At 72.8% G+C, this 19,676-nt stretch carries 17 protein-coding genes; 4 read left to right on the top strand and 13 right to left on the bottom strand.

Features of this window, described 5'->3' with window-relative positions:
• Nucleotides 1-4: 4 nt before the first annotated feature.
• The 5 genes from ABTY62_RS35520 to mshA form a co-directional block, all read right to left on the bottom strand.
• Nucleotides 5-2,023 (bottom strand): M48 family metalloprotease, encoded by a 2,019-nt coding sequence (locus ABTY62_RS35520; RefSeq protein ID WP_352133525.1) that lies wholly within the window; start codon nt 2,021-2,023, stop codon nt 5-7.
• The gene (locus tag ABTY62_RS35515; protein ID WP_311724519.1) at nt 2,020-2,646 is read right to left on the bottom strand and encodes an RNA polymerase sigma factor; all 627 of its coding nucleotides are present in this window, start codon (nt 2,644-2,646) and stop codon (nt 2,020-2,022) included. Before ABTY62_RS35515 ends, ABTY62_RS35520 begins: the two co-directional genes overlap by 4 nt.
• Entirely contained in the window at nt 2,639-2,923 is a 285-nt protein-coding gene (locus tag ABTY62_RS35510; RefSeq protein ID WP_352133524.1) for a hypothetical protein, read from the bottom strand. Before ABTY62_RS35510 ends, ABTY62_RS35515 begins: the two co-directional genes overlap by 8 nt.
• Before the next feature lie 186 nt (nt 2,924-3,109).
• Nucleotides 3,110-3,664, bottom strand: a complete 555-nt coding sequence (locus tag ABTY62_RS35505; protein ID WP_352133523.1) for a type III secretion system chaperone family protein — start codon at nt 3,662-3,664, stop codon at nt 3,110-3,112.
• Complete coding sequence (mshA, locus tag ABTY62_RS35500) at nt 3,657-5,018, bottom strand: D-inositol-3-phosphate glycosyltransferase (RefSeq protein WP_352133522.1); 1,362 nt, start codon at nt 5,016-5,018, stop codon at nt 3,657-3,659. The genes ABTY62_RS35505 and mshA overlap by 8 nt, the downstream gene beginning before the upstream one ends.
• Nucleotides 5,019-5,227: 209 nt before the next feature.
• Between mshA and ABTY62_RS35495 the strand changes: the two genes are divergently transcribed.
• The gene (locus tag ABTY62_RS35495; protein WP_352133521.1) at nt 5,228-6,052 is read left to right on the top strand and encodes a class I SAM-dependent methyltransferase; all 825 of its coding nucleotides are present in this window, start codon (nt 5,228-5,230) and stop codon (nt 6,050-6,052) included.
• Here the strand turns inward: ABTY62_RS35495 and ABTY62_RS35490 are convergent.
• Nucleotides 6,021-7,604: an APC family permease gene (locus tag ABTY62_RS35490; protein WP_352133520.1), complete on the bottom strand. Its 1,584-nt coding sequence runs from the start codon at nt 7,602-7,604 to the stop codon at nt 6,021-6,023. The two genes, ABTY62_RS35495 and ABTY62_RS35490, sit on opposite strands and share 32 nt — an antisense overlap.
• 54 nt (nt 7,605-7,658) lie before the next feature.
• On the opposite strand from ABTY62_RS35490, the gene ABTY62_RS35485 reads away from it, so the two are divergent.
• Nucleotides 7,659-8,867: an ROK family transcriptional regulator gene (locus tag ABTY62_RS35485; protein WP_352133519.1), complete on the top strand. Its 1,209-nt coding sequence runs from the start codon at nt 7,659-7,661 to the stop codon at nt 8,865-8,867.
• A 26-nt stretch (nt 8,868-8,893) separates the two neighbouring features.
• Here the strand turns inward: ABTY62_RS35485 and ABTY62_RS35480 are convergent, their stop codons facing one another.
• A complete protein-coding gene (locus ABTY62_RS35480; protein WP_352133518.1) occupies nt 8,894-9,742 on the bottom strand; it encodes a helix-turn-helix transcriptional regulator in 849 nt (282 codons plus the stop codon).
• 167 nt (nt 9,743-9,909) lie between these two features.
• On the opposite strand from ABTY62_RS35480, the gene ABTY62_RS35475 reads away from it, so the two are divergent.
• Nucleotides 9,910-10,962 carry an aldo/keto reductase gene (locus tag ABTY62_RS35475; RefSeq protein WP_352133517.1) on the top strand — a complete coding sequence of 351 codons (1,053 nt, stop codon included), beginning with the start codon at nt 9,910-9,912 and terminating at the stop codon, nt 10,960-10,962.
• Between the two features lie 22 nt (nt 10,963-10,984).
• On the opposite strand, the gene ABTY62_RS35470 is transcribed toward ABTY62_RS35475, so the two are convergent.
• The 4 genes from ABTY62_RS35470 to mshD form a co-directional block, all read right to left on the bottom strand.
• On the bottom strand, nt 10,985-11,449 hold the full coding sequence (locus tag ABTY62_RS35470) for an NUDIX hydrolase (RefSeq protein ID WP_352133516.1): 465 nt from the start codon (nt 11,447-11,449) through the stop codon (nt 10,985-10,987).
• A gap of 38 nt (nt 11,450-11,487) precedes the next feature.
• The gene (locus ABTY62_RS35465) at nt 11,488-12,888 is read right to left on the bottom strand and encodes a CHAD domain-containing protein (protein WP_352133515.1); all 1,401 of its coding nucleotides are present in this window, start codon (nt 12,886-12,888) and stop codon (nt 11,488-11,490) included.
• An 85-nt stretch (nt 12,889-12,973) separates the two neighbouring features.
• Complete coding sequence (locus ABTY62_RS35460) at nt 12,974-15,238, bottom strand: RNA degradosome polyphosphate kinase (protein ID WP_352133514.1); 2,265 nt, start codon at nt 15,236-15,238, stop codon at nt 12,974-12,976.
• Between the two features lie 259 nt (nt 15,239-15,497).
• Nucleotides 15,498-16,433, bottom strand: a complete 936-nt coding sequence (mshD, locus tag ABTY62_RS35455) for a mycothiol synthase (protein WP_352133513.1) — start codon at nt 16,431-16,433, stop codon at nt 15,498-15,500.
• Between the two features lie 303 nt (nt 16,434-16,736).
• Here mshD and ABTY62_RS35450 point away from each other — a divergent pair, with 303 nt between their 5' ends.
• A complete protein-coding gene (locus ABTY62_RS35450) occupies nt 16,737-18,464 on the top strand; it encodes a bifunctional metallophosphatase/5'-nucleotidase (RefSeq protein WP_502997583.1) in 1,728 nt (575 codons plus the stop codon).
• A gap of 83 nt (nt 18,465-18,547) precedes the next feature.
• Here ABTY62_RS35450 and ABTY62_RS35445 read toward each other — a convergent pair whose 3' ends face one another.
• Nucleotides 18,548-18,739 (bottom strand): DUF397 domain-containing protein, encoded by a 192-nt coding sequence (locus ABTY62_RS35445; RefSeq protein ID WP_352133511.1) that lies wholly within the window; start codon nt 18,737-18,739, stop codon nt 18,548-18,550.
• A 12-nt stretch (nt 18,740-18,751) separates the two neighbouring features.
• Entirely contained in the window at nt 18,752-19,603 is an 852-nt protein-coding gene (locus ABTY62_RS35440; protein ID WP_352133510.1) for a helix-turn-helix domain-containing protein, read from the bottom strand.
• Between the last annotated feature and the right edge of the window lie 73 nt (nt 19,604-19,676).

The following is a 19,676-nucleotide window of genomic DNA, read 5'->3' as shown; positions in this document are numbered from 1 at the left end:
CGGGTCACGGGGTGGGGCGCCTGGGCACCAGCGACTCGAGGTCGAAGCTCGGCCGCAGCGACAGCCCCGGCGTCCAGATCGGGCCCGTGGGCAGCAAGCGGGTCGGGATTCCACCCGAGATACCACCAGAGATTCCACCCGAGGCTCCGCCCGGCATCTCCCCGGGCAGGCCGGTGCCGCCTGGCACCGGGTCATAGGTGGCGGTCGGGTTCACCGTCTGCCACGCCGGCCTCGGGGACGGCCGCTCCTCGCGGTCGGCCCACAGCATCCAGGACACACCCGTCAGCCCCAGCAGCACGGTGAGCGCCAGCACCCGGATGCCGGAGATACGCCGCCGGGCGGGCTCGTCCACGCCGGGGGCGATGCTGATGGCCGCCTTCTTCACCGGCTCCCGCGCCGCGTCCCAGGCCACCCCCGGCAGCGGCGCCCGGTCGTTCACCCCCAGCGCGGCCAGGTACAGGGCGAGCCGCTGGGTCTGGCCCGGCTCGCGTACGGCGGTGTCGGCCCAGTCCCGGATCGTCCCGGGCGCGAGGCCCTCGGGCGGCACGAGGGCGCCCGGGCCGGTCCAGTTCATCGTCCAGTGCGCGCTCCCCCGCGCGACCAACTGCGCCCCGATCAGCACGTACAGCGCCTGAGAGAGCAGGCCCAGCGGATCCCGCCCGGCCGGGCTCTCGACGTCCGGCACACGGCCGCCCAGGGCGCGGGCGAGCGGCATCCGCCGTCCGCTGTCGAGCAGGCGCAGGACCTGGTGGATGGTCAGCCCGGACGATCCGCTGATCCCCGCGGCCTTCTCGACCGTACGGACCGCCTCCGCCAGCGGCGTCAACAGCCGCGTCGCCCGGTGCTCGGCCAGCAGCCCGAGCCACTCCCGCCACGGCATCGTCCGAGCTGTTCCCAGGCCGGGATACAGCGTTCGGCCCAGTTCCACCGCGTACCCCGACGGCACGTCGAGCGGCTCGGCGACGCCGACGCCGACGCCGCCCCCGGCGGGCCGGTCGGGGAGGCGGGCCAGGCGGGAGAGGCGGGTGGCCAGGTCGGGGTGCGGGTCGTCGCGGTCGGCGGGCCGCTCGGCGGCCCTCGCCCGGAGCGCGGCGAACGGCTCGCGCAGCTCCGGGGCCTCCACCATGTGGGCGAAGGCGCGGAACGGATCGTCCGGTACGCGCCCCTCGGCCCGGCGTACGGGGGTGAGGAAGCCCGCGCCGAACTCCAGCCAGGCCTGTTCCAGCGCGGCAGCGGAGCGCAGGGCGTCGGCGACGGTCCGCGCCCCGGCCGCCCGGGCGGCCTCGCGGTCGGCCTCGATCTCCTGCCGCCGCCGGACCGGCCGGGTGAGCAGGCGGAAGACGCGCGTATAGCCGCGGAGCAGCAGCAGCGGGCCGCCCGCGTACAGCCGCACCAGGTCGTTGGCAGCCGCCGCGCTCCGGACCGCGTCACAGGCCGCGGCCAGCCCGGCCGTGCCGCGGTGGGCGAGGGTGCCGAAGCGGCCGTGGCGGCGGGAGAAGTGGCCCAGTTCGTGCGCGAGCACCGCGCGCAGCTCGGCGGGCGGCAGCCCCGCCAGCAGGGGCAGGCCGAGGTAGAGGGTGCGGCGGCCGGGCAGCAGCCCGAGGAACGAGGCGTGCTCGGTGACCGAGGCGTTGACCTCGGCGGTCAGCCGGATGGCGTCCGGCGGGGCGGTGCCCACGCTCCCGGCCAGCTCATCGACGGCCGCCCAGAGCGCGGGGGCCCTGCGCCGGCTCACCCACACCGTGTCCTCCGGCGGCGCGGCGGGCCGCGCGGTGCGCACCACCGCCCACACCATGCCCCACACGATCGGCGCGAAGGCGGCGCACGCCAGGATGACCGAGGTCGGCGGCGCCTGGCTCTCCGGCGCCCCGGCGCTCCATAACCCCAGCACCAGGAACGCCAGCCACACCAGCACCAGCAGCGCGACCAGGGCGTAGAAGACGACCAGCAGCGCCAAGGCCAGCACGGCACGGGCGGCGGCAGTGGCGGCGGCGAGCGCGGTGGCAAGCGCGGTGGCGATCATCTCCGCCCCCGCAATCCGTCCAGCAGCCACTCGGCGGCGCCGCGCAGCGCCGTGGACAGCGGGTCTGTCCGTACGCCGGGGACCAGGGAGTCGCCGGGCCGGCCGAGCTCCGGGGAGACGTCAAGTAACAAGCTGAGCCGGGCGCGGGCCTTGTGCAGATTGCTGCCGACGCTCCCCGCGCTGATGCCGAGTGCGGCGCCGATCTCCGCGTAGCTCATGCCCTCCAGGGAGTGCATCACGACCACCTGGCGCTGGCGCGGCGGCAGCATGCCGAGCGCGCGCAGCGCGGCCAGCGCCTCCGCGGTCTCCTCCACGGTGGCGCCGGTGGCGGCCGGTACGGTGAGCTCGGTCGGCTTCCACCGGAACCACCAGCGCCGGCCGTCGCGCGAGAGCTTGCGGCGCATGGTGGTCGCGACCCAGCCCTCCGGTGAGGCGCACGCCCGCACCGTCGGCCAGCGGCGCATCGCCTCGATGAACGCCTCCTGGACGGCGTCCTCGGCGTTCTGCCGATTGCCGCTGAGCATCACCGCGCGGGCGGCGAGCCAGGGGTAGGTGCGGGCGTAGAACTCCTCGAACTCCTCGAACCCCTCGTCGGCCGTGGTCCCTTCGACCGCCTCACTCATGCCCGGCCCCTCTCCCCGGGGCGCCGGCGGCCGGTTCAGGGGAGGAGCCGGACGAACCGGCCGAGCCGGCCGAACCGGAGCGGACGGTCAGCGCCGCGCCGTCCGCACGGTGATCGGTGAGCACGGTGCCCGGCCCCGACCTGGTCATCAACTCGACCAGCATGCGCGCGCGGACCCGTTCGCCCGAGCGCGCCGCCAGCCAGCGGATGACATCCCCTATCAGCCGCAGCACCCCCATAGTCACGACCGTTGTCATCATCAGCCACGGATTGTCCATGAACACCGTCTTGTCTCCCTTGACGCTTCCCGGTCGGCGACCGGTTGACCAGGAAGAGACCTCGACGGCCGGAATTCTTTACGGCGAATCGCCAGAAATTCCGGGCGACTTGTCAGCGCAGGTCGCGGGAGGGGGTGAGGGTGTGCGGGGGTGAGGGTGTGCGGGGGGGGCGGCCGGGCGCCGCGCTCAGGCCTCGCGGGTCAGATGGGCGAACGCCGCCAGGTTCCGCGTGGACTCGCCACGCGCCGTACGCCACGCGTACTCCTTGCGGATCGCGCTCGCGAACCCCATCTCCAGCAGCGTGTTGAAGCTGCCGTCGGCGTTCTCCAGCACCGTGCCGAGCACCCGGTCCAGCTCATCCGGCGTGACCGCCGCCAGCGGCAGCCGACCCACCAGATAGATGTCACCGAGCTGGTCGATCGCGTAACTCACCCCGTACAGGCGGGTGTTGCGCTCCAGCAGCCAGCGGTGCACGGCCTCGTGGTTCTCGTCCGGGCGGCGGACGACGAAGGCGTTGACCGACAGCGAGTGGCGGCCCAGGCGCAGCGAACAGGTCGTGGACAGCTTGCGGGTGCCGGGCAGCGTGACGACGTACGTGCCGTCGGACGGGGTCTCCCACTCCAGCTCGGCATCGCGCAGCGTCCGCTCGATCACGGCCCTGGCGGCTTCGTTCCCGGCCTGGTTCCTGGCCTGGTTCCCGGTCTGGTTCCTGGTGTCGTTCCTGGCCTCGGCGTCACCCATGCACCGATCGTAGGCGACGGTACCCGCGCATCGCCTCCGCGTAGACGTCCGCCGTCGCCGCGGCGGCCCTGTCCCAGCCGAAGCGCTCGGCATGGTGGGCGGCGCCGGTGCCCAAACGTTTCAGCAGACCGGGGTCGTCGGCGAGGCGGCGCAGCGCCCGGGCGTAGTCGGCGGGGTCGTGGCCGGACACCAGGATGCCGCTGCGCCCGTCCCGTACGGCCACGGGCAGGCCGCCCACCTCGGCGGCGACCACCGGTGTGCCACAGGCCTGCGCCTCGACCGCCACCAGCCCGAACGACTCGCTGTAGGAGGGCATGACCAGCACGGACGCCGCCCGGTACCAGTCCGCCAGCTCGTCCTGCGCGCACGGCGGCCGGAAGCGGACCACATCGCTGACGCCGAGCCGGGCCGCGAGCTTGTGCAGCTCCTCCGGCTTCGCCAGCCCGCTGCCGCTCGGCCCGCCGACCACCGGGACGACGAGCCGCTCGCGCAGGCGCGGGTCCTCGTCCAGCAGGTGGGCCACCGCGTGCAGCAGGATGTCGGGCGCCTTCAGCGGCTGGATGCGCCCGGCGAACAGGGGTATCAGCGCGTCGGGCGGCAGGCCCAGGCGCGCACGGGCGGCGGCGCGGCCGTCGGCGGGCCGGAAGCGTTCGAGGTTGACCCCGGGGTGGACGACGGCGACCAGCTCGGGGTCCGCCCCGTAGTGGCGCACCAGTTCGGCCGCCTCCTCGGCGGTGTTGGCTATGAGCCGGTCGGCGGCCCCGACGATCTGCTCCTCGCCGATGACCCGGGCGGCGGGCTCGGGGGTGTCCCCCTCCGCGAGGGCGGCGTTCTTGACCTTGGCCATGGTGTGCATGGCGTGGACGAGCGGCACCCGCCAGCGCTCGGCGGCCAGCCAGCCGACGTGGCCGGAGAGCCAGTAGTGGGAGTGGACGAGGTCGTAGTACCCGGGGCGGTGCCCCGCCCAGGCCCCCATGACCCCGTGGGTGAACGCGCACAGCTGGGCCGGGAGATCCTCCTTGGCCAGCCCCTCGTACGGCCCCGCGTCCACATGCCGTACGAGCACGCCTGGCGCGAGCTCGACGGTGGGCGGGAGGGCGCCGGTGGTGGCGCGGGTGAAGATCTCCACCTCGATGTCGATGGCGGCCAGCCGCTTGGCTAGCTCCACGATGTAAACGTTCATGCCCCCCGCGTCACCGGTGCCGGGCTGGTGCAGCGGCGAGGTGTGCACGCTGAGCATCGCGATCCGGCGTGGCCGGCGCCCGACGCGTCTCAGGCGCTGATGGTGCGGCTTGCCGAGAACTCCGTACGAACGGCCTCGCAAGCCGCCGAGCCGGGAAATAGGCTGGCTCACCGCGCGATCCTCCTTGCCGGGGCTGACTCGGGTAGCGGAATCCGGACGTGCCCTGCCAACCCCACAACACCGGAACCTCTCGTTCCCATTTCCGCTTTGCCAAAGCGTGACGTTCTGGGGGGCAGATGCTCCGGGGGCGGGGGTTCTGGGGGCAGAGGTTCTCGGGCGGCCGTGCCGGGGGCGGGCGCTCCGGCGCTTAGGCTCACCGCATGTCTGTCCGCGTCCCCCCGCAGCCCTCCCCACCGCCGGGCCGGCCCATCGGGTCGGCGACCCGGGGGACCACCAACCCCAACCGGCTGCGCCGCATGGACCGGTGGATCGCCGCCGCCCACGGCCCCGCGCTGCGCCGCGCCGAGGCGCCCGTCGCCGTCGACCTGGGGTACGGGGCCGCGCCGTGGACCGCCGTCGAGCTGCTGGTCAGGCTGCGTACGGTGCGGCCGGACGCCCGGGTCGTGGGGGTCGAGATCGACCCCGACCGCGTCGCCGCCGCCCGCCCCTACCGCCGGGAGGGGCTGGACTTCGCGCACGGCGGGTTCGAGGTGCCGCTGCCGGACGGCGCGCGGCCCGCGCTGATCCGGGCGGCCAATGTGCTGCGGCAGTACGACGAGGGCCAGGTCGCCGACGTATGGCGGCGGCTGTGCGCGCGCCTGGCGCCGGGCGGGCTGCTGGTGGAGGGGACCTGCGACGAGATAGGGCGGCGGCATGTGTGGGTCGCCCTCACCGCGCACGGCCCGCGCACCGTGACCTTCGCGGCGCGGCTCGGCTCCCTGGACCGCCCGTCCGACCTGGCAGAACGGCTGCCGAAGGCGCTCATCCACCGCAATGTGCCGGGCGAGCCGGTGCACGCCTTCCTGCGCGACTTCGACCGCGCCTGGGCGGCCGCCGCCCCGTACGCCGCGCTGAGCGCGCGCCAGCGCTGGATACGCAGCGCCGAGGCGCTGCGCGCCGCGGGCTGGCCGCTCGTGGACGGCCCGCGACGTTGGCGCCAGGGCGAGGTGACCGTCAGCTGGGAGGCTCTGGCGCCACGCTCGTGACCCCGCCCGTGCCCGTACCCGCGCCCGGCCCCGGTCCCGTGCCTGTGCCTGCACCCGTGCCCGTTCCCTGGGCGCCCCGGCCCAGATACTCCTCGCTGATCTCCTTGGGCCCGAACGGCCACACCTTCTCGAACCGCGCCCAGAGCACGAACGCCACGCACCCCGCCGCGACCCACGCCAGCGACCACTCGATGGGGTGGCGCCCGGGCGAGTTCTTGTCCGCGTACCCGTAGATCACCAGCCAGCCGACCAGCGCGACCAGGCTCGGCAGGGGATACAGCCACATCCGGTACGGGCGCCGCAGCGAGGGCTGGCGGCGGCGCAGCACCGTCAGGGCGAGGATCTGCGCCAGCGCCTGCACGATCACCATCACGGTGGTGAGCAGCTGGATGAGCGTGGCCAGGTCGGTGTGGCGGCCGATGAGGAAGCCGACGGCGGTGACCACGCCCATCGTGGCCAGGCCCAGCACGGGGAACCGGTGGCGCGGATGGAGCGTGCCATACGGGCGGAAGAAGACGCGCTCGCGGGCGGCGTCGTACGGGACGCGGGAGCCGCCGAGCAGCCCCGCGAAGACGGAGGCGAAGGCCGTGACCAGGATGAGGACCGTGACGACATCGGCCGCGCCCTTCCCCCAGGTCTCCTCCAGGACCGCGGACGCGACGGACTTGGACGCCACCGAGTTCGGATCGAGCATCTGATGCCAGTCGACGACGCCGAGGGTGCCGATCTGGAGCAGCAGGTAGATGCCCATGATGCCGAGGATCGAGGCGACGATCGCGCGCGGCAGGGTGCGGCCGGGGTCCTTGATCTCGGCGCCCATGTACGCGGCGGTGTTGTAGCCGAGGTAGTCGTAGATGCCGATGGTCAGCCCCGCCGCGAAGCCGGTCCAGAACGCCCCGGACCCCAGGTCGAAGGCGTGCGCGGGGTAGGTGAAGGCCTTGTCCGCGTCGAAGTCGCTGAGCGCCGCGGCGATCACCAGCACCACCGAGCAGATCATGACGCCCCACATCACGGCGGTGATCTTGGCGATGTGCTCCACGCCGCGCCACAGCAGCGCCACGACGAGGACGATGACGCCGAGCCCGACCAGGTCGCCCTGCGTCTGCGTCATGCCGCTCCACAGATACCCGAGGTACTGCACCAGACCGACCACGCCGGTGGACATGATCAGCGGGATGAACAGCATCGCCGTCCAGACGAACAGAAACGGCATCAGCTTGCCGCTGCGGTACTGGAAGGCCTGGCGCAGATAGACATAACTGCCCCCGGCCCCCGGCAGCGAGGCGCCCAGCTCGGCCCAGATCAGCCCGTCCGCCAGCGCCAGCACCGCGCCCGCGAGAAACCCGATGACGGCCTGCGGCCCGCCGAAGGCGTCGACCATGAGCGGGATGGTCACGAACGGGCCGATGCCGCACATCTGGCTCATGTTGATGGCCGTGGCCTGAAACAGCCCGATACGGCGGACGAAGCCACCCCCGCCGTCCCCGCCTCCGCCGCCCCCGCCGCTCCCCCCGCCCGGCGGGGTCTTGCTCAGCGCTGGTCCTCCAGCCATCTGGACCTCCCTGGCTCGCCGTGCGAGTGTGATTAAGTTAAGGAGCCTTACTTGATGAGTCAAGGGTCGGAACAGCCCTGGAACCGACAGCGGCTGCGCAGCAACAACGAGCGCCTGCTGCTGGCCCGGCTGCGCGCCCAGGGCCCCGCCTCCCGGGCCCAACTCGCCCGCGACACGGGCCTGTCCAAACCGACGGTCTCCAGCGCGCTGGGCGCCCTCGAAGAGGCCGGTCTCGTACGCGAGGCGGGCCGGCAGGCGCCGCCGGAGCGGGGCAGGGTCGCCGTGCTGTACGAGCCGGACCCGACCGCCGGCTACGTCCTCGGCCTGGACATCGGACGGGCCTGGCTGCGCGTGGCCGCCGCCGACCTGGACGGCACCGTCGTCGCGCGCGCCGAGGTGCGCAACCGCGGCCGCAGCGCCGCCGCCATGGCGGACCTCACCGTCGCCGCGGCCCACCGGGTCGTCGCGGACGCCGGGGTGGACCCGGCCCTGGTCGCGCACGCCGTCGTCGGCGTACCCGGCGTGTACGACCCCGAGCGGCGGCGGGTGCGCTACGCCGGAAACCTGCCGGGGTGGGGGCGCGCGGGCCTGCTGGACCGGATGCGCGAGGAGTTGGGCACGCCCCTGTCGGTGCACAACGACGCGAACCTGGCGGCGCTCGGCGAGTACACCTTCGGCGCGGGGAAGGGCAGCAGGCTCTTCGTCTACGTGCTGGTCGGCACCGGCCTGGGCATGGGCGTGGTCGCCGACGGGCGGCTGTTCACCGGCGCGCACGGGGCCGCCGGGGAGATCGGCTTCCTGCCGCTGCTGCCCCGGGTGGGCGGCCCCGACAGCGCTCCGGAACGGCAGGGTCTTGAGGGCGCGGTGGCGGCCGAGGCGGTCGTACGGGCCGCCCGGGAGCTCGGCATGTCCGGGACCAGGTCCGAGCCGCTGACCGCCAAGGCCGTCTTCGACGCGGCGCGGGACGGCGTCGCGCCCGCGCTGGAGGCCGTACGGCAGGAGGCCGAGCGGCTGGCCCATGTGGTCGCGGCCGTCGCGGCCGTGCTCGACCCGGACCTGGTGGTGCTCGGTGGCGGCGTCGGCCACAGCGCGGACCTGCTGCTGCGGACGGTGGAGCCGACGCTCCAGCGGATCGGGCCGCTGCGGCCGAGGGTGGCGGCGAGCGCGCTCGGGGAGGACGCGGTGCTGCTGGGCGCGGTGGCGACGGGGCTTGAGGCGGCCCGGGAGCGGGTGTTCACCCGTACCCGGGAGGGCGGCGAGTAGCGCCGCCCCACTCCCCCGCTACTCCGCTACCCCACCGGCACCGCGCGGGCCAGCACCCGCAGCGCCTCGGCCGTCGGGGACCCCTTCCGCACCGCGTAGGTGCAGAGCACCTGGCCGGGGTCCGAGGGCAGCACGAAGGCCTCGTACGTCACCTCCAGGTCCCCCACCACCGGGTGCCGGATCCGCTTCGTGCCGCTGGTCCGCTCCTGCACCGTCTGGGTCTCCCACCGCTGCCGGAACTCCTCGCTCCGGTTCAGCAGCTCATGGACGACCTGGCACACCCGGAGGCTGTCGGGGTGGCGCCCGACCTCCGCCCGCAGGCTCGCCACCGTCTCGTCGGCGACCTTGTCCCACTCCGGGTGCAGGGCCTTCGCGTCCGGGTGGAGGAAGACCAGCAGGGAGGAGTTGCGCTCCCGCTCCGGGAGCGCGGCGTAGTCGAAGGAGACCCGGCCGCCCAGCAGATTCCAGGCGAGGATGTCCCCGCCCGGCCCGAAGACGAACGCGGGCACGGCCTCGTCCATGGCGTCCAGCAGCAGCCGGACCTCGGGCCGCACGCGCGGCCGGGGACCGGCGTCCAGCGTCCGGCCGTTCCGCCCGGGCAGCGTGATGTTGCGCAGATACGTGTGCTCGGGCGGCGTCAGCCGCAGCGCCCGGGCCAGGCCGTCCACCACCGAGTCGGACACGGTCGGGGCGCGGCCCTGCTCGATGCGCGTGTAGTAGTCGACGCTGATCCCCGCCAGCTGCGCGACCTCCTCACGGCGCAGCCCCCGCACCCGGCGCCGTACGACGCCGTCGGGCAGCCCCAGCTCCGCGGGGTCGAGCGCCGCGCGCCGCACTCTCAGGAAGGCCTTGATCTCCGGTTCGGCATCGCCCATCGCTCCATTATCCGCGCGGGTACCCGGAAGGCACCCATCCAGGTGGTTCTGCCGGACCGAGGTTGAACCGGGCCTGGTCCCTCCACGGCACGGGCTGAAGGCTGTCACCGAAGCCAACGCATAAGGCGAACGCAGCCAGCGAACCCATCCACGTGAGGCGGAATCCCATGAAGCGCAGAATTCTCGGCGGCACCGGCATCTCGGTCAGCGAATACGCCCTGGGCGCGATGATGTTCGGGAGCTGGGCCAACCAGGACCACGACGACTCGGTGCGGATCATCCACCGCGCACTGGACGCCGGCATCAACTTCGTCGACACCGCCGACGTCTACTCCTCCGGCGAGTCCGAGGACATCGTCGGCAAGGCGCTCAAGGGGCGCCGCGAGGAGGTCGTCCTGGCGACCAAGGTCCACAGCTCGATGGGCCCGGACGAGAACCACAGCGGCAACTCACGGCGCTGGATCGTCCGCGAGATCGAGAACAGCCTGCGCCGCCTCGGCACCGACTACATCGACCTCTACCAGATCCACCGGCCGGACCCGACGACCGACATCGACGAGACGCTCGCGGCCCTGTCCGACCTGGTCCGGGCGGGCAAGGTGCGGGCCGTGGGCTCCTCCACCTTCCCGGCGGAGCAGATCGTGGAGGCCCAGTGGGCCTCCGAGCGGCGCGGCCATGTCCGCTTCCGCAGCGAGCAGCCGCCGTACTCGATCCTGGCCCGCTCGGTGGAGGCGGCGGTGCTGCCGACCGCCCAGAAGTACGGGATGGGCGTCCTGACCTGGGGCCCGCTCTCCGCGGGCTGGCTGTCCGGCCGCTACACCAAGGCCTCCGACATCGACCTGACCGGCGGCCGGGCGGCCATCGAGAAGCACAAGTTCGACCCCTCGCTGCCGGAGAACGCGCGCAAGCTGGAGGCCGTCAGCGAACTCGCCGAGCTGGCCTCCGACGCCGGGCTCTCGCTGCCGCACCTGGCCATCGCGTTCGTACGGTCCCACCCGGCCATCACCTCGGTGATCATCGGGCCGCGCACGATGGAGCAGCTGGAGGACCTGCTCGCGGGGGCGGACGCGGAGCTGAGCGAGGACGTCCTCGACCGCATCGACGAGATCGTGCCGCCCGGCACGGACCTGAACCGGGCCGACAGCTACTACGTGCCGCCGGCGCTGGCCGACAAGGCGCGGCGTCGGCGGCGGCCGGAGACGGGGGCGGGGGCGGCCTGAGGGACCGGCCCACCCGGATCTTTCACTCCGCCTCGCCGGGGCGCGGAGCCGTCCGTGAGCGCAGCGTGTCCAGGAAGGCATCGACCAGCACCCGGTCGTGGTCATGTGTCAGCCGCTCACGGGCCGCGTCCGGGGGGAGCCATGCGAGCCGGTCGACCTCGTCGTTGGGTACGAACTCCGCGTCGGCCCCACCGTCAGCCGCCTCAGCCGCCTCCGCCGCCCAGTAATCGACCTCCTTGGGGCGGCCCTTGGCCAGGTAGCGCACGGTGGGCAGCGCGGCCCCCGGGACGCAGACCACGCCGGTCTCCTCCAGCACCTCGCGCAGCGCGCCGTCCAGCGGCTCCTCGCCCGGCTTGAGCTTGCCTTTCGGGTGCGACCAGTCGTCGTAGCGCGGTCTGTGGACGAGCGCGATCTCCGGCCGGCCGTCGCGCGGGGAACGCCGCCACAGGACGCACCCCGCCGCGCGGATCACCGAGTTCTCAGCCATGCGCCGACCTCCCTGTCCAGCCTGTCCAGCTCGGTCCGTCAGGACGCCGAGACCACCAGCCGGTGCCAGATCCGCCCGAAGGCGAAGCGGGCGGCCTCGACCTCGTGTCGTTGGTCGGCGTGCAGCACGCCGAGGGCGTAGGCGGTGGCGGGGGCGATCCTAGGTGTCCGGGCCGCGGCGGCCGCGGCGGCCGCCGCCTCGGACGCGTCCCGGTGCCGTTCGAGGGCCTGCCCGGCGGCCAGCAGCCGTACGGACAGCGAGGGGTCGGCGTCCACCGGCCCGGTGCCCTCCGGCCGCTGCCCCGCGTCGAGCACCTCAAGCGCGTAGCGCCGCAGCCGCACCAGCTGCCGCACCTGGTGCCAGGGCGCGTCCTGCCGCTCGCTGGCGGGCGGGGCGTCGGCGGCCGGGGTGGCGGCGAGGCCGTGGACCAGCGCCTCCGCGTTGTACGGATGCCCGGCCCGGCCCAGCGGCAGCGTCTCGGCCGCCTCCACCAGCCGCCGGTGCGCCAGCTCCGCGAGCGGGGGCAGCGACAGCTCGGCGGGGCGGGTCGCGGAGGCCGCGTCGAGGGGCACCTCGGAGGCCAGCAGCGCGACGGCGTCGGCCACCGCGTGGAAGCGGGAGGAGCCGAGCGCCTGGAGGGCCGCGGTGTGCGCGCGGGTCCGCGCGAGGGTGAGCTGGCGCTCCAGAAGGGCCCCGGCCCGCGCGGCCCCGACCGTCAGCGCCCCGCCCCTGGCCTCGTCCGCGCCACCGCCCGGCTCCTTCTTCCCCCCGCCGCCCCGCTGCCCGGTCGCCGCCGTCGTCCCGGCCTCGCGCTGCGCCGGTGCCGCGGGGGCCGGGGGCTGAGCCATGTCCCGTACGGCGTCACCGCCCGCGTCCGGCGGCGGGTCCTGCGGGGCGTCGGCCGTCAGGGAGACGCTGCGGCGGGCCGCGCGGGGCGAACGCTGCCCCGCCGCCTCCCCCGCCGCCCCATCTGCCCGGACATCCCCCGCCGCGTCCACCGGCCCGTCCATCGCCTCATCCGCCGGGGCGCCCGCGCCCGAGAGCCGGTGCAGCGCGCCGCGCAGCCGGTTCAGGCGCGCCGCGTAGGCGTGCTCCAGCGCCAGCGTGGCGGACAGCCACACCAGCTCGGAGCGGAGGTGATCGGCCCAGGCCGTGTCGGCGAGCGGGCGGTAGACCCACAGCGTGCCGCTGATCCGCCGCGCGCAGCGGCGCAGCAGCCGGGCGGCCTCGGCCGCCTCCTCGGCGTCCACCCCGCTCTCCCGCTGCTGCCGCAGGCTGCGCAGAAAGTCCCCGGCCTGGGCGTTCAAGTACCACGACAGCACATCGCCCGCCGTCGCCGCCGCGAGCGCGGGTCCGACCGCAGGCCCGACCGCAGGCCCGACCGCCGGCCCAGCCGCCGGCCCAGCCGCTGCCTCGGCCCCCATCACACCGTCCGTCATGTCGTACCCCCCAGGGCCGAAGGCAGCGGCGGGTGGAGCGCCTTGCGGCCGGCCGGCCCTCGTAACCCCGACCGGCGACGACAGATCATGTCGCTGTACCACGCCGTCGCCTCCGGGCGTCTATGAGCATTTCCTGTACGTTCCGCAGCGGCTGTCCGTCCGCGTCCGTCGCGTGCCGCGTCCACTCGCCGTCCGGGCCCAGGTGCCAGGAGGAGGTGGAGTCGGACATGCCGGTCTCCAGCAGACGGTTGAGTGAGGCGCGGTGGGCGGGGTCGGTGACCCGCACCAGCGCCTCGATCCGCCGGTCCAGATTGCGGTGCATCATGTCGGCGCTGCCGAGCCACACCTCGGGCTCCCCGCCGTTCCCGAACGCGAAGACGCGCGAATGCTCCAGGAACCGGCCCAGGATCGAGCGGACCCGGATGTTCTCCGAGAGCCCGGGGACCCCCGGCCGCAGCGCGCAGATGCCGCGCACCCACACATCCACCGGCACACCCGCCTGCGAGGCCCGGTAGAGCGCGTCGACGATGGCCTCGTCGACCATCGAGTTGACCTTGATCCGTACGTAGGCGGGCCGCCCCGCCCGGTGGTGGGTGATCTCCCGGTTGATCCGGCTGATCAGCCCGTCGCGCAGCGACCTGGGGGCGACCAGCAGCCGCTGGTAGTTCTCCCGCCGGGAGTAGCCGCTCAACCGGTTGAACAGGTCGGACAGGTCGGTGCCGACCTTCGGGTCGGCGGTCAGCAGCCCCAGGTCCTCGTACAGCCGGGCCGTCTTCGGGTGGTAGTTGCCGGTGCCGACGTGGCAGTAGCGGCGCAGCGTCTCGCCTTCCTGGCGGACCACCAGCGACAGCTTGCAGTGGGTCTTCAGCCCGACCAGGCCGTAGACCACATGGCAGCCGGCCTCCTCCAGCTTGCGCGCCCACTTGATGTTCGCCTGCTCGTCGAAGCGGGCCTTGATCTCGACGAGGACCAGCACCTGCTTGCCGGACTCGGCGGCGTCGATGAGCGCGTCGACGATCGGCGACTTGCCGGAGGTGCGGTAGAGCGTCTGCTTGATCGCGAGCACGTCGGGGTCGGCGGCCGCCTGCTCCAGGAAGGCCTGGACGGAGGTGGAGAAGGAGTCATACGGGTGGTGCAGCAGCACGTCCCGCTCGCGCATCGCCGCGAAGATGTCGGGCGCGGAGGCGGACTCGACCTCGGCGAGGTCCCGGTGCGTCCCGGCCACGAACTTCGGGTACTTCAGCTCCGGCCGGTCCAGCGCGGCTATCCCGAACAGCCCGGTCAGGTCCAGCGGCCCCGGCAGCGGATAGACCTCGGCCTCGGAGATCTTCAGCTCGCGTACCAGCAGGTCAAGGACGTACGGGTCGATGGACTCCTCGACCTCCAGGCGCACCGGGGGCCCGAAGCGGCGCCGCAGCAGCTCCTTCTCCAGGGCCTGGAGCAGGTTCTCCGCGTCGTCCTCCTCGACCTCCAGGTCCTCGTTGCGGGTCACCCGGAACATGTGGTGCGCCAGCACCTCCATGCCGGGGAACAGCTCCTCCAGGTGCGCCGCGATCACGTCCTCCAGCGGGACGTACCGCTGCGGCGACGCCTCCAGGAACCGCGAGAGCAGCGGCGGGACCTTCACACGTGCGAAGTGATCATGCCCGCTCACCGGGTTGCGCACCACGACCGCGAGGTTGAGGGAGAGCCCGGAGATATACGGGAAGGGGTGCGCCGGGTCCACGGCCAGCGGCGTCAGGACCGGGAAGATCTGCTGGCGGAAGAGCGTGAAGAGACGGGACTGCTCGTCATCCGTGAGATCACGCCAGCGGATCAGATGCACGCCCTCGTCGCCGAGCGCGGGCGAGACGTCCTGCTGGAAGCAGGCCGCGTGCCGGGCCATGAGCTCGCGCGACCGGTTCCAGATCAGGTCAAGGACCTCGCGGGGCTGTAGCCCGGAGGCGGAGCGGGTGGCGACGCCGGTCGCGATGCGCCGCTTGAGGCCCGCGACCCGCACCATGAAGAACTCGTCCAGGTTGCTCGCGAAGATCGCGAGGAAGTTCGCCCGCTCCAGCAGCGGCGTGTTCGGGTCCTCGGCGAGCTCGAGCACCCGCTCGTTGAACGCCAGCCAGCTGCGCTCACGGTCGAGGAAGCGCCCCTGGGGCAGCTGCTCCTCGCCCTCCACGCCCTCGGCGTCGTCGACCTCGTACGAATCCAGGTCGCCGTCGAGGTCCGGGTCGAGATTCCGGACCGGCGGCGCGGCGACGGCATGCGGCCGGTGCGCCGCGATCGAACCGACCGAGGGCTGAGGCTGGTGCTGCGGGTGGGTCTGCTCGTGGACGGATGCCTGACCGCTGGAGTGGTTCATGTCCTCATTGTTCCGCGCCGGAGGCGGGAACGGCTTCCCGGAAGACGGTGCTGAAGCGGCACGGAGCCTCCGGTTCGAGGGGGTCGGCGCGGCGGGCTGCATTCAGCGATGCTCGCAACCGAGTTTGAATCGCCGGTAACGGAGACATGGCGCGTAGGAAATCGCGATCCATCCCGCAGGCGACCCACGGCCCGACGCGCCCCCGACGCGCCCCCGATCCGCCCACGCGCCCCGGCCCGGGGCCCGGTCAGGTCTCCGGTCAGGTCTCCGTGCGGTACATGAGATCGGTCTCGTACGTCGTAAAGCCCAGCCGCCCGTATACGGCGACAGCGGGGAAATTATCAGCGTCGACGTACAGCATCGCGCTCGGCAGCCCCTGCCCCGCCAGGTGCCGCAGCCCGATCGCGGTCATCGCCCGCCCGAGCCCGCCGCCCTGCGCGTCGGGCCGCACCCCGACCACGTACACCTCGCCCAGCCGCTCCTGCGCATGCACCTTGGTCCAGTGGAATCCGACGATCTCCCCGCCCCGCTCGGCGAGGAAGAAGCCCTCGGGGTCGAACCACGGCTCCCCCATCCGGTCCTCGAGATCGCGGAGAGTCAGCGAGCCCTGCTCGGGGTGGTGCGCGAAGGACGCCGCGTTCGCCGCCAGCCAGCCGGCCTCGTCCTGACCCGGACGGAAGGCCCGTACGGTCACGCCCTCCGGCAGCACCGGCTCGGGGATGTCCAGCCCCTCCAGCGGACCCAGCGGCCGGCGCATCTGCCGCAGCTCGCGGAACAGCGTCAGCCCCAGCACCTGCGCGAGATGGCGCGCCGAGGAGTGCCCGCCGTGCGCCCACACCCGCAGCCGCTTGCCGGACTCGCGCAGCAGCGTCACGCCCAGCGCCCGCCCGTGCCCCTGCCCCCGGTGCGCGGGGTGCACGACCAGCTCGGCGGCCGGGGCCTCCACCGGGTCGGTGTCCTCCAGCTGCGCGTACCCCACGATCTTCCCGTCCGGCTCCTCCCACAGCAGCAGATGCCGCACCCCTTCCCGCCGCCCCCGCAGCTGGAGCCGTCCCTGCTCGGACACGGCCTGCTGCCCGTCGGTGCGCGCGGACTCCTCGACGAGCCGCAGCACGTCCTGCGCCACGGCGGGCGTCACCTCGTCGAGGACATCGATCCGGCGGGGGACGGCCCCCTCGTTCAGCACGTCATTCATGCTCTCGAGCCTACGGCCAGGCCGACCCGCACACCCTTCCGGCGGGCACACCCCGCGATACCGCCGAACGGGTGAACCGGGTGAACCATCCACCTGAACCCTTCACCGGTTGCCCACGCGCAATCAGCTCGTAACCTCGGCCCCCCTGCCCCGCTACGCGCGTTGACCGTATGCTGCCGCCGACGCTCGACCACTGCACAGACCCGTACAAGAGGGGACCACATGCCAGCGATAGCCCAACGGCGCCGCGCGGCCCGCCGGTTGACCGCCGCGGCGGCGGTGCTGGCCGCCGCAGCCGGAATCATGTCCTTCGCGGACACGGCAGGCGCGAACACCAGCGCCCCCGCCAAGCCGAACCCAGCCCGCACCGTCGATGTGCAGCTGCTGTCGTTCAACGACCTCCACGGAAACCTGGAGCCCCCGCAGGGCTCCTCCGGCACCGTGACCGAGACCCAGCCGGACGGCACCACCAAGGCCGTCCCCGCGGGCGGCGTGGAATACCTCGCCAACTCCCTGCGCACCGCGCGCAAGGGCCACCCGTACTCCATCACCGCCGCCGGCGGTGACATGATCGGCGCCAGCCCGCTGCTGTCCGGGCTCTTCCACGACGAGCCGACCGTCGAGGCGCTCAACAAGCTCGACCTGGACGTCACGGCCGTGGGCAACCACGAGTTCGACGAGGGCCGCGCCGAGCTGAACCGGATCCAGAACGGCGGCTGCCACCCCACGGAAGGCTGCTACGAGAAGGGCAAGACCTTCCCCGGCGCCGACTTCCCGTACCTCGCCGCGAACGTCACGGACGAGAAGACCGACAAGCCGATCCTCAAGCCGTACACGATCTGGAAGCACAACGGCGTCAAGATCGGCTTCATCGGCGTCACGCTCGAGGGCACCCCGAACATCGTCACCGCCGAGGGCGTCAAGGGCCTGAAGTTCCATGACGAGGTCGAGACGATCAACAAGTACGCCAAGGAACTCGACCGCCAGGGCGTCAAGTCGATCGTCGCGCTGATCCACGAGGGCGGGCTGCCCGCCTCCTCCTCGTACAACTACGACTGCGACAGCGGCGGCCCGGGCTCCGGCATCTCCGGCCCGATCGTCGACATCGCCAAGAACGTCACCCCCAAGGTCGACGCCCTGGTCACCGGCCACACGCACGCGGCCTACGCGTGCACCATCCCGGACCCCTCCGGCGCGCCGCGCACGGTCACCTCGGCCGCCTCCTTCGGCCGCCTGTACACCGACACCACCCTCACCTACGACCGCGCCACCGGCGACATCGTGCGCACGAAGGTGAAGTCGGCCAACCACGTCGTCGACCGGCAGCAGCCCAAGGCCGCCGACATGACCTCGCTCATCAGCCGCTGGAACACGCTGGCCGCGCCGATCGCCAACCGGCCCGTCGGCTACATCTCCGCCGAGATCCCGGGCCGCGGCTCCACCGCGTACGAGTCACCGCTCGGCGACGTCATCGCCGACGCCCAGCTCGAAGCGCTCTCCCCCGCCGACAAGGGCGGCGCCCAGCTCGCCCTCATGAACCCCGGCGGCATCCGCTCCGACCTCGCCTACGCGGCGTCCGGCAGCGAGGGGGACGGGGTCGTGACGTACGGCGAGGCGTTCACCGTGCAGCCGTTCACCAACATGATGAACGTCATCGACCTCACCGGTGAGCAGCTCATCACCGCCCTGAAGCAGCAGGTCAGCGGCTCGAACGAGGCCTCCCCCAAGATCCTCCAGGTCTCGAAGAGCCTCACCTACACCCTCGACCTCACCAAGACCGGCGCCGACCGCGTCGTCGCCGACTCGGTGAAGCTGAACGGTGAGGCGATCGACCCGGCCAAGACCTACCGCGTCGCGATGAACGAGTTCCTCGCGGGCGGCGGCGACGGCTTCCCCGCCTTCAAGGACGGCAAGAACAAGCTGGTCGGCGCGTCGGACCTGGACGCCTTCACGGCGTACCTGGGCGCCAACTCCTCGGCGGGCTCGCCCCTGGCCCCGCCGGCGGCGGACCGCATCAAGATCGTCAAGTAACCCGTCAAGCCCCACGCGGCCCGGCTCCCAGCGGTATCCCGTTGGGCGCCGGGCCGCGTCTTGCGCGGGCGCGCTTTTGCGCGCTATTTGACGTGGTCGATCCGCCCCGCCTTGGTGCCGCGTATGAAGCTGCGCAGGGCGGCGGGGGTTGTGGTCAGGACGACGTCGGGGTCGTCGCTCTCGCGTATCGCGATGACGCCGCTGTCAGCGGCGACGTTCACGCAGTTGCCCGCGTCCGCGCTGTAGGAGGACTTACGCCACTGGTACGTGGACACGTTTCTCACCTTTCACATGGTGCGCATGATGCCGTGGATGAAGTCCCGCGACTCGGCCGACGTGAGCGCCGTCGCCTCCATCCGTTCCAAGACAGCCCGGTACTTGACCAACTCGGCTTCAGCGTCCATGAACTGGGTTCCCTGAGCGGAGTCGAGCTGCACTGTGTCAAGCTGCGGCACAGCTCCAAGGACATAGTCGAATGACTGTCCTGTTCCGGGGAAGGTCCCGCCACCAAACGGAATCACCCGGACGGTGACGTTGTCCATCTCGCCCATCGTGATGAGGTGTTCGAGCTGCGCTCGGACTGTGCTCACTCCGCCGAACTCCATCCGCAGAGCGGCCTCGTGGATAACAGCGGTGTACGGCACCGGATCATCGCCGTAGAGGATCGCCTGCCGCTTCATCCGGTGGGTCAGCCGGTGCTCCACCTCGTATGCCCGCAGCGGCGGAGCCGCCTCCCGGATCACCGCGCGGGCGTGGTCCACGGTCTGGAGCAAGCCTGGGATGTGGATGACCAGCGCCACGCGCAGCCCCCGGGCCTGGTGCTCCACCTCGGCCATGTCCGCGAAGCTCGCCGGGAGATACTCCCGGTACTCGTCCCACCAGCCGCGGGTGCGTCCACCGGTCATGTCTGCCAGAGCATCCACCAGTTCATCATCGGCACAGGCGTAGCTCCGGGCCATCGCCCGTACCCGGTCTCCACTTACCGCGTACCGGCCGGCCTCGATCATGCTCACCCGAGCCTGCTGCACACCGAGGACAGCCGCTGCCGCAGTTGAGGACAGGCCGGCGCGCTCACGAAGCTTGCGCAGCTCGACCCCAAGTCGTCGCGGTTTGAGCGTCGGGCTATTGGTCGTCGCCATTGATCCCCCTTGTAACCCACACGGGTCTAATCGAGAGCCATCTCACCGAACTCCGGCTAGATCTACCACCAAC

Origin of the sequence: Streptomyces sp. NPDC097640 (genome assembly GCF_040302705.1) — a bacterium.
Lineage (GTDB): Bacteria > Actinomycetota > Actinomycetes > Streptomycetales > Streptomycetaceae > Streptomyces.
The sequence above is the reverse complement of the archived record's forward strand: the minus strand, read 5'-3'. Positions and strand labels throughout refer to the sequence as shown.

What these genes read in the sequence shown, in the direction of transcription:
- ABTY62_RS35460 (WP_352133514.1), bottom strand. Translation starts at nt 15,238, where the DNA reads ATGAACCACTCCAGCGGTCAGGCATCCGTCCACGAGCAGACCCACCCG.
- ABTY62_RS35480 (WP_352133518.1), bottom strand. Translation starts at nt 9,742, where the DNA reads ATGGGCGATGCCGAACCGGAGATCAAGGCCTTCCTGAGAGTGCGGCGC.
- ABTY62_RS35465 (WP_352133515.1), bottom strand. Translation starts at nt 12,888, where the DNA reads ATGACGGACGGTGTGATGGGGGCCGAGGCAGCGGCTGGGCCGGCGGCT.
- mshD (WP_352133513.1), bottom strand. Translation starts at nt 16,433, where the DNA reads ATGAATGACGTGCTGAACGAGGGGGCCGTCCCCCGCCGGATCGATGTC.
- ABTY62_RS35450 (WP_502997583.1), top strand. Translation starts at nt 16,737, where the DNA reads ATGTCCTTCGCGGACACGGCAGGCGCGAACACCAGCGCCCCCGCCAAG.
- ABTY62_RS35490 (WP_352133520.1), bottom strand. Translation starts at nt 7,604, where the DNA reads ATGGCTGGAGGACCAGCGCTGAGCAAGACCCCGCCGGGCGGGGGGAGC.
- ABTY62_RS35510 (WP_352133524.1), bottom strand. Translation starts at nt 2,923, where the DNA reads ATGGACAATCCGTGGCTGATGATGACAACGGTCGTGACTATGGGGGTG.
- ABTY62_RS35485 (WP_352133519.1), top strand. Translation starts at nt 7,659, where the DNA reads ATGAGTCAAGGGTCGGAACAGCCCTGGAACCGACAGCGGCTGCGCAGC.
- ABTY62_RS35475 (WP_352133517.1), top strand. Translation starts at nt 9,910, where the DNA reads ATGAAGCGCAGAATTCTCGGCGGCACCGGCATCTCGGTCAGCGAATAC.
- ABTY62_RS35505 (WP_352133523.1), bottom strand. Translation starts at nt 3,664, where the DNA reads ATGGGTGACGCCGAGGCCAGGAACGACACCAGGAACCAGACCGGGAAC.
- ABTY62_RS35440 (WP_352133510.1), bottom strand. Translation starts at nt 19,603, where the DNA reads ATGGCGACGACCAATAGCCCGACGCTCAAACCGCGACGACTTGGGGTC.
- ABTY62_RS35470 (WP_352133516.1), bottom strand. Translation starts at nt 11,449, where the DNA reads ATGGCTGAGAACTCGGTGATCCGCGCGGCGGGGTGCGTCCTGTGGCGG.
- ABTY62_RS35515 (WP_311724519.1), bottom strand. Translation starts at nt 2,646, where the DNA reads ATGAGTGAGGCGGTCGAAGGGACCACGGCCGACGAGGGGTTCGAGGAG.
- ABTY62_RS35520 (WP_352133525.1), bottom strand. Translation starts at nt 2,023, where the DNA reads ATGATCGCCACCGCGCTTGCCACCGCGCTCGCCGCCGCCACTGCCGCC.
- ABTY62_RS35495 (WP_352133521.1), top strand. Translation starts at nt 5,228, where the DNA reads ATGTCTGTCCGCGTCCCCCCGCAGCCCTCCCCACCGCCGGGCCGGCCC.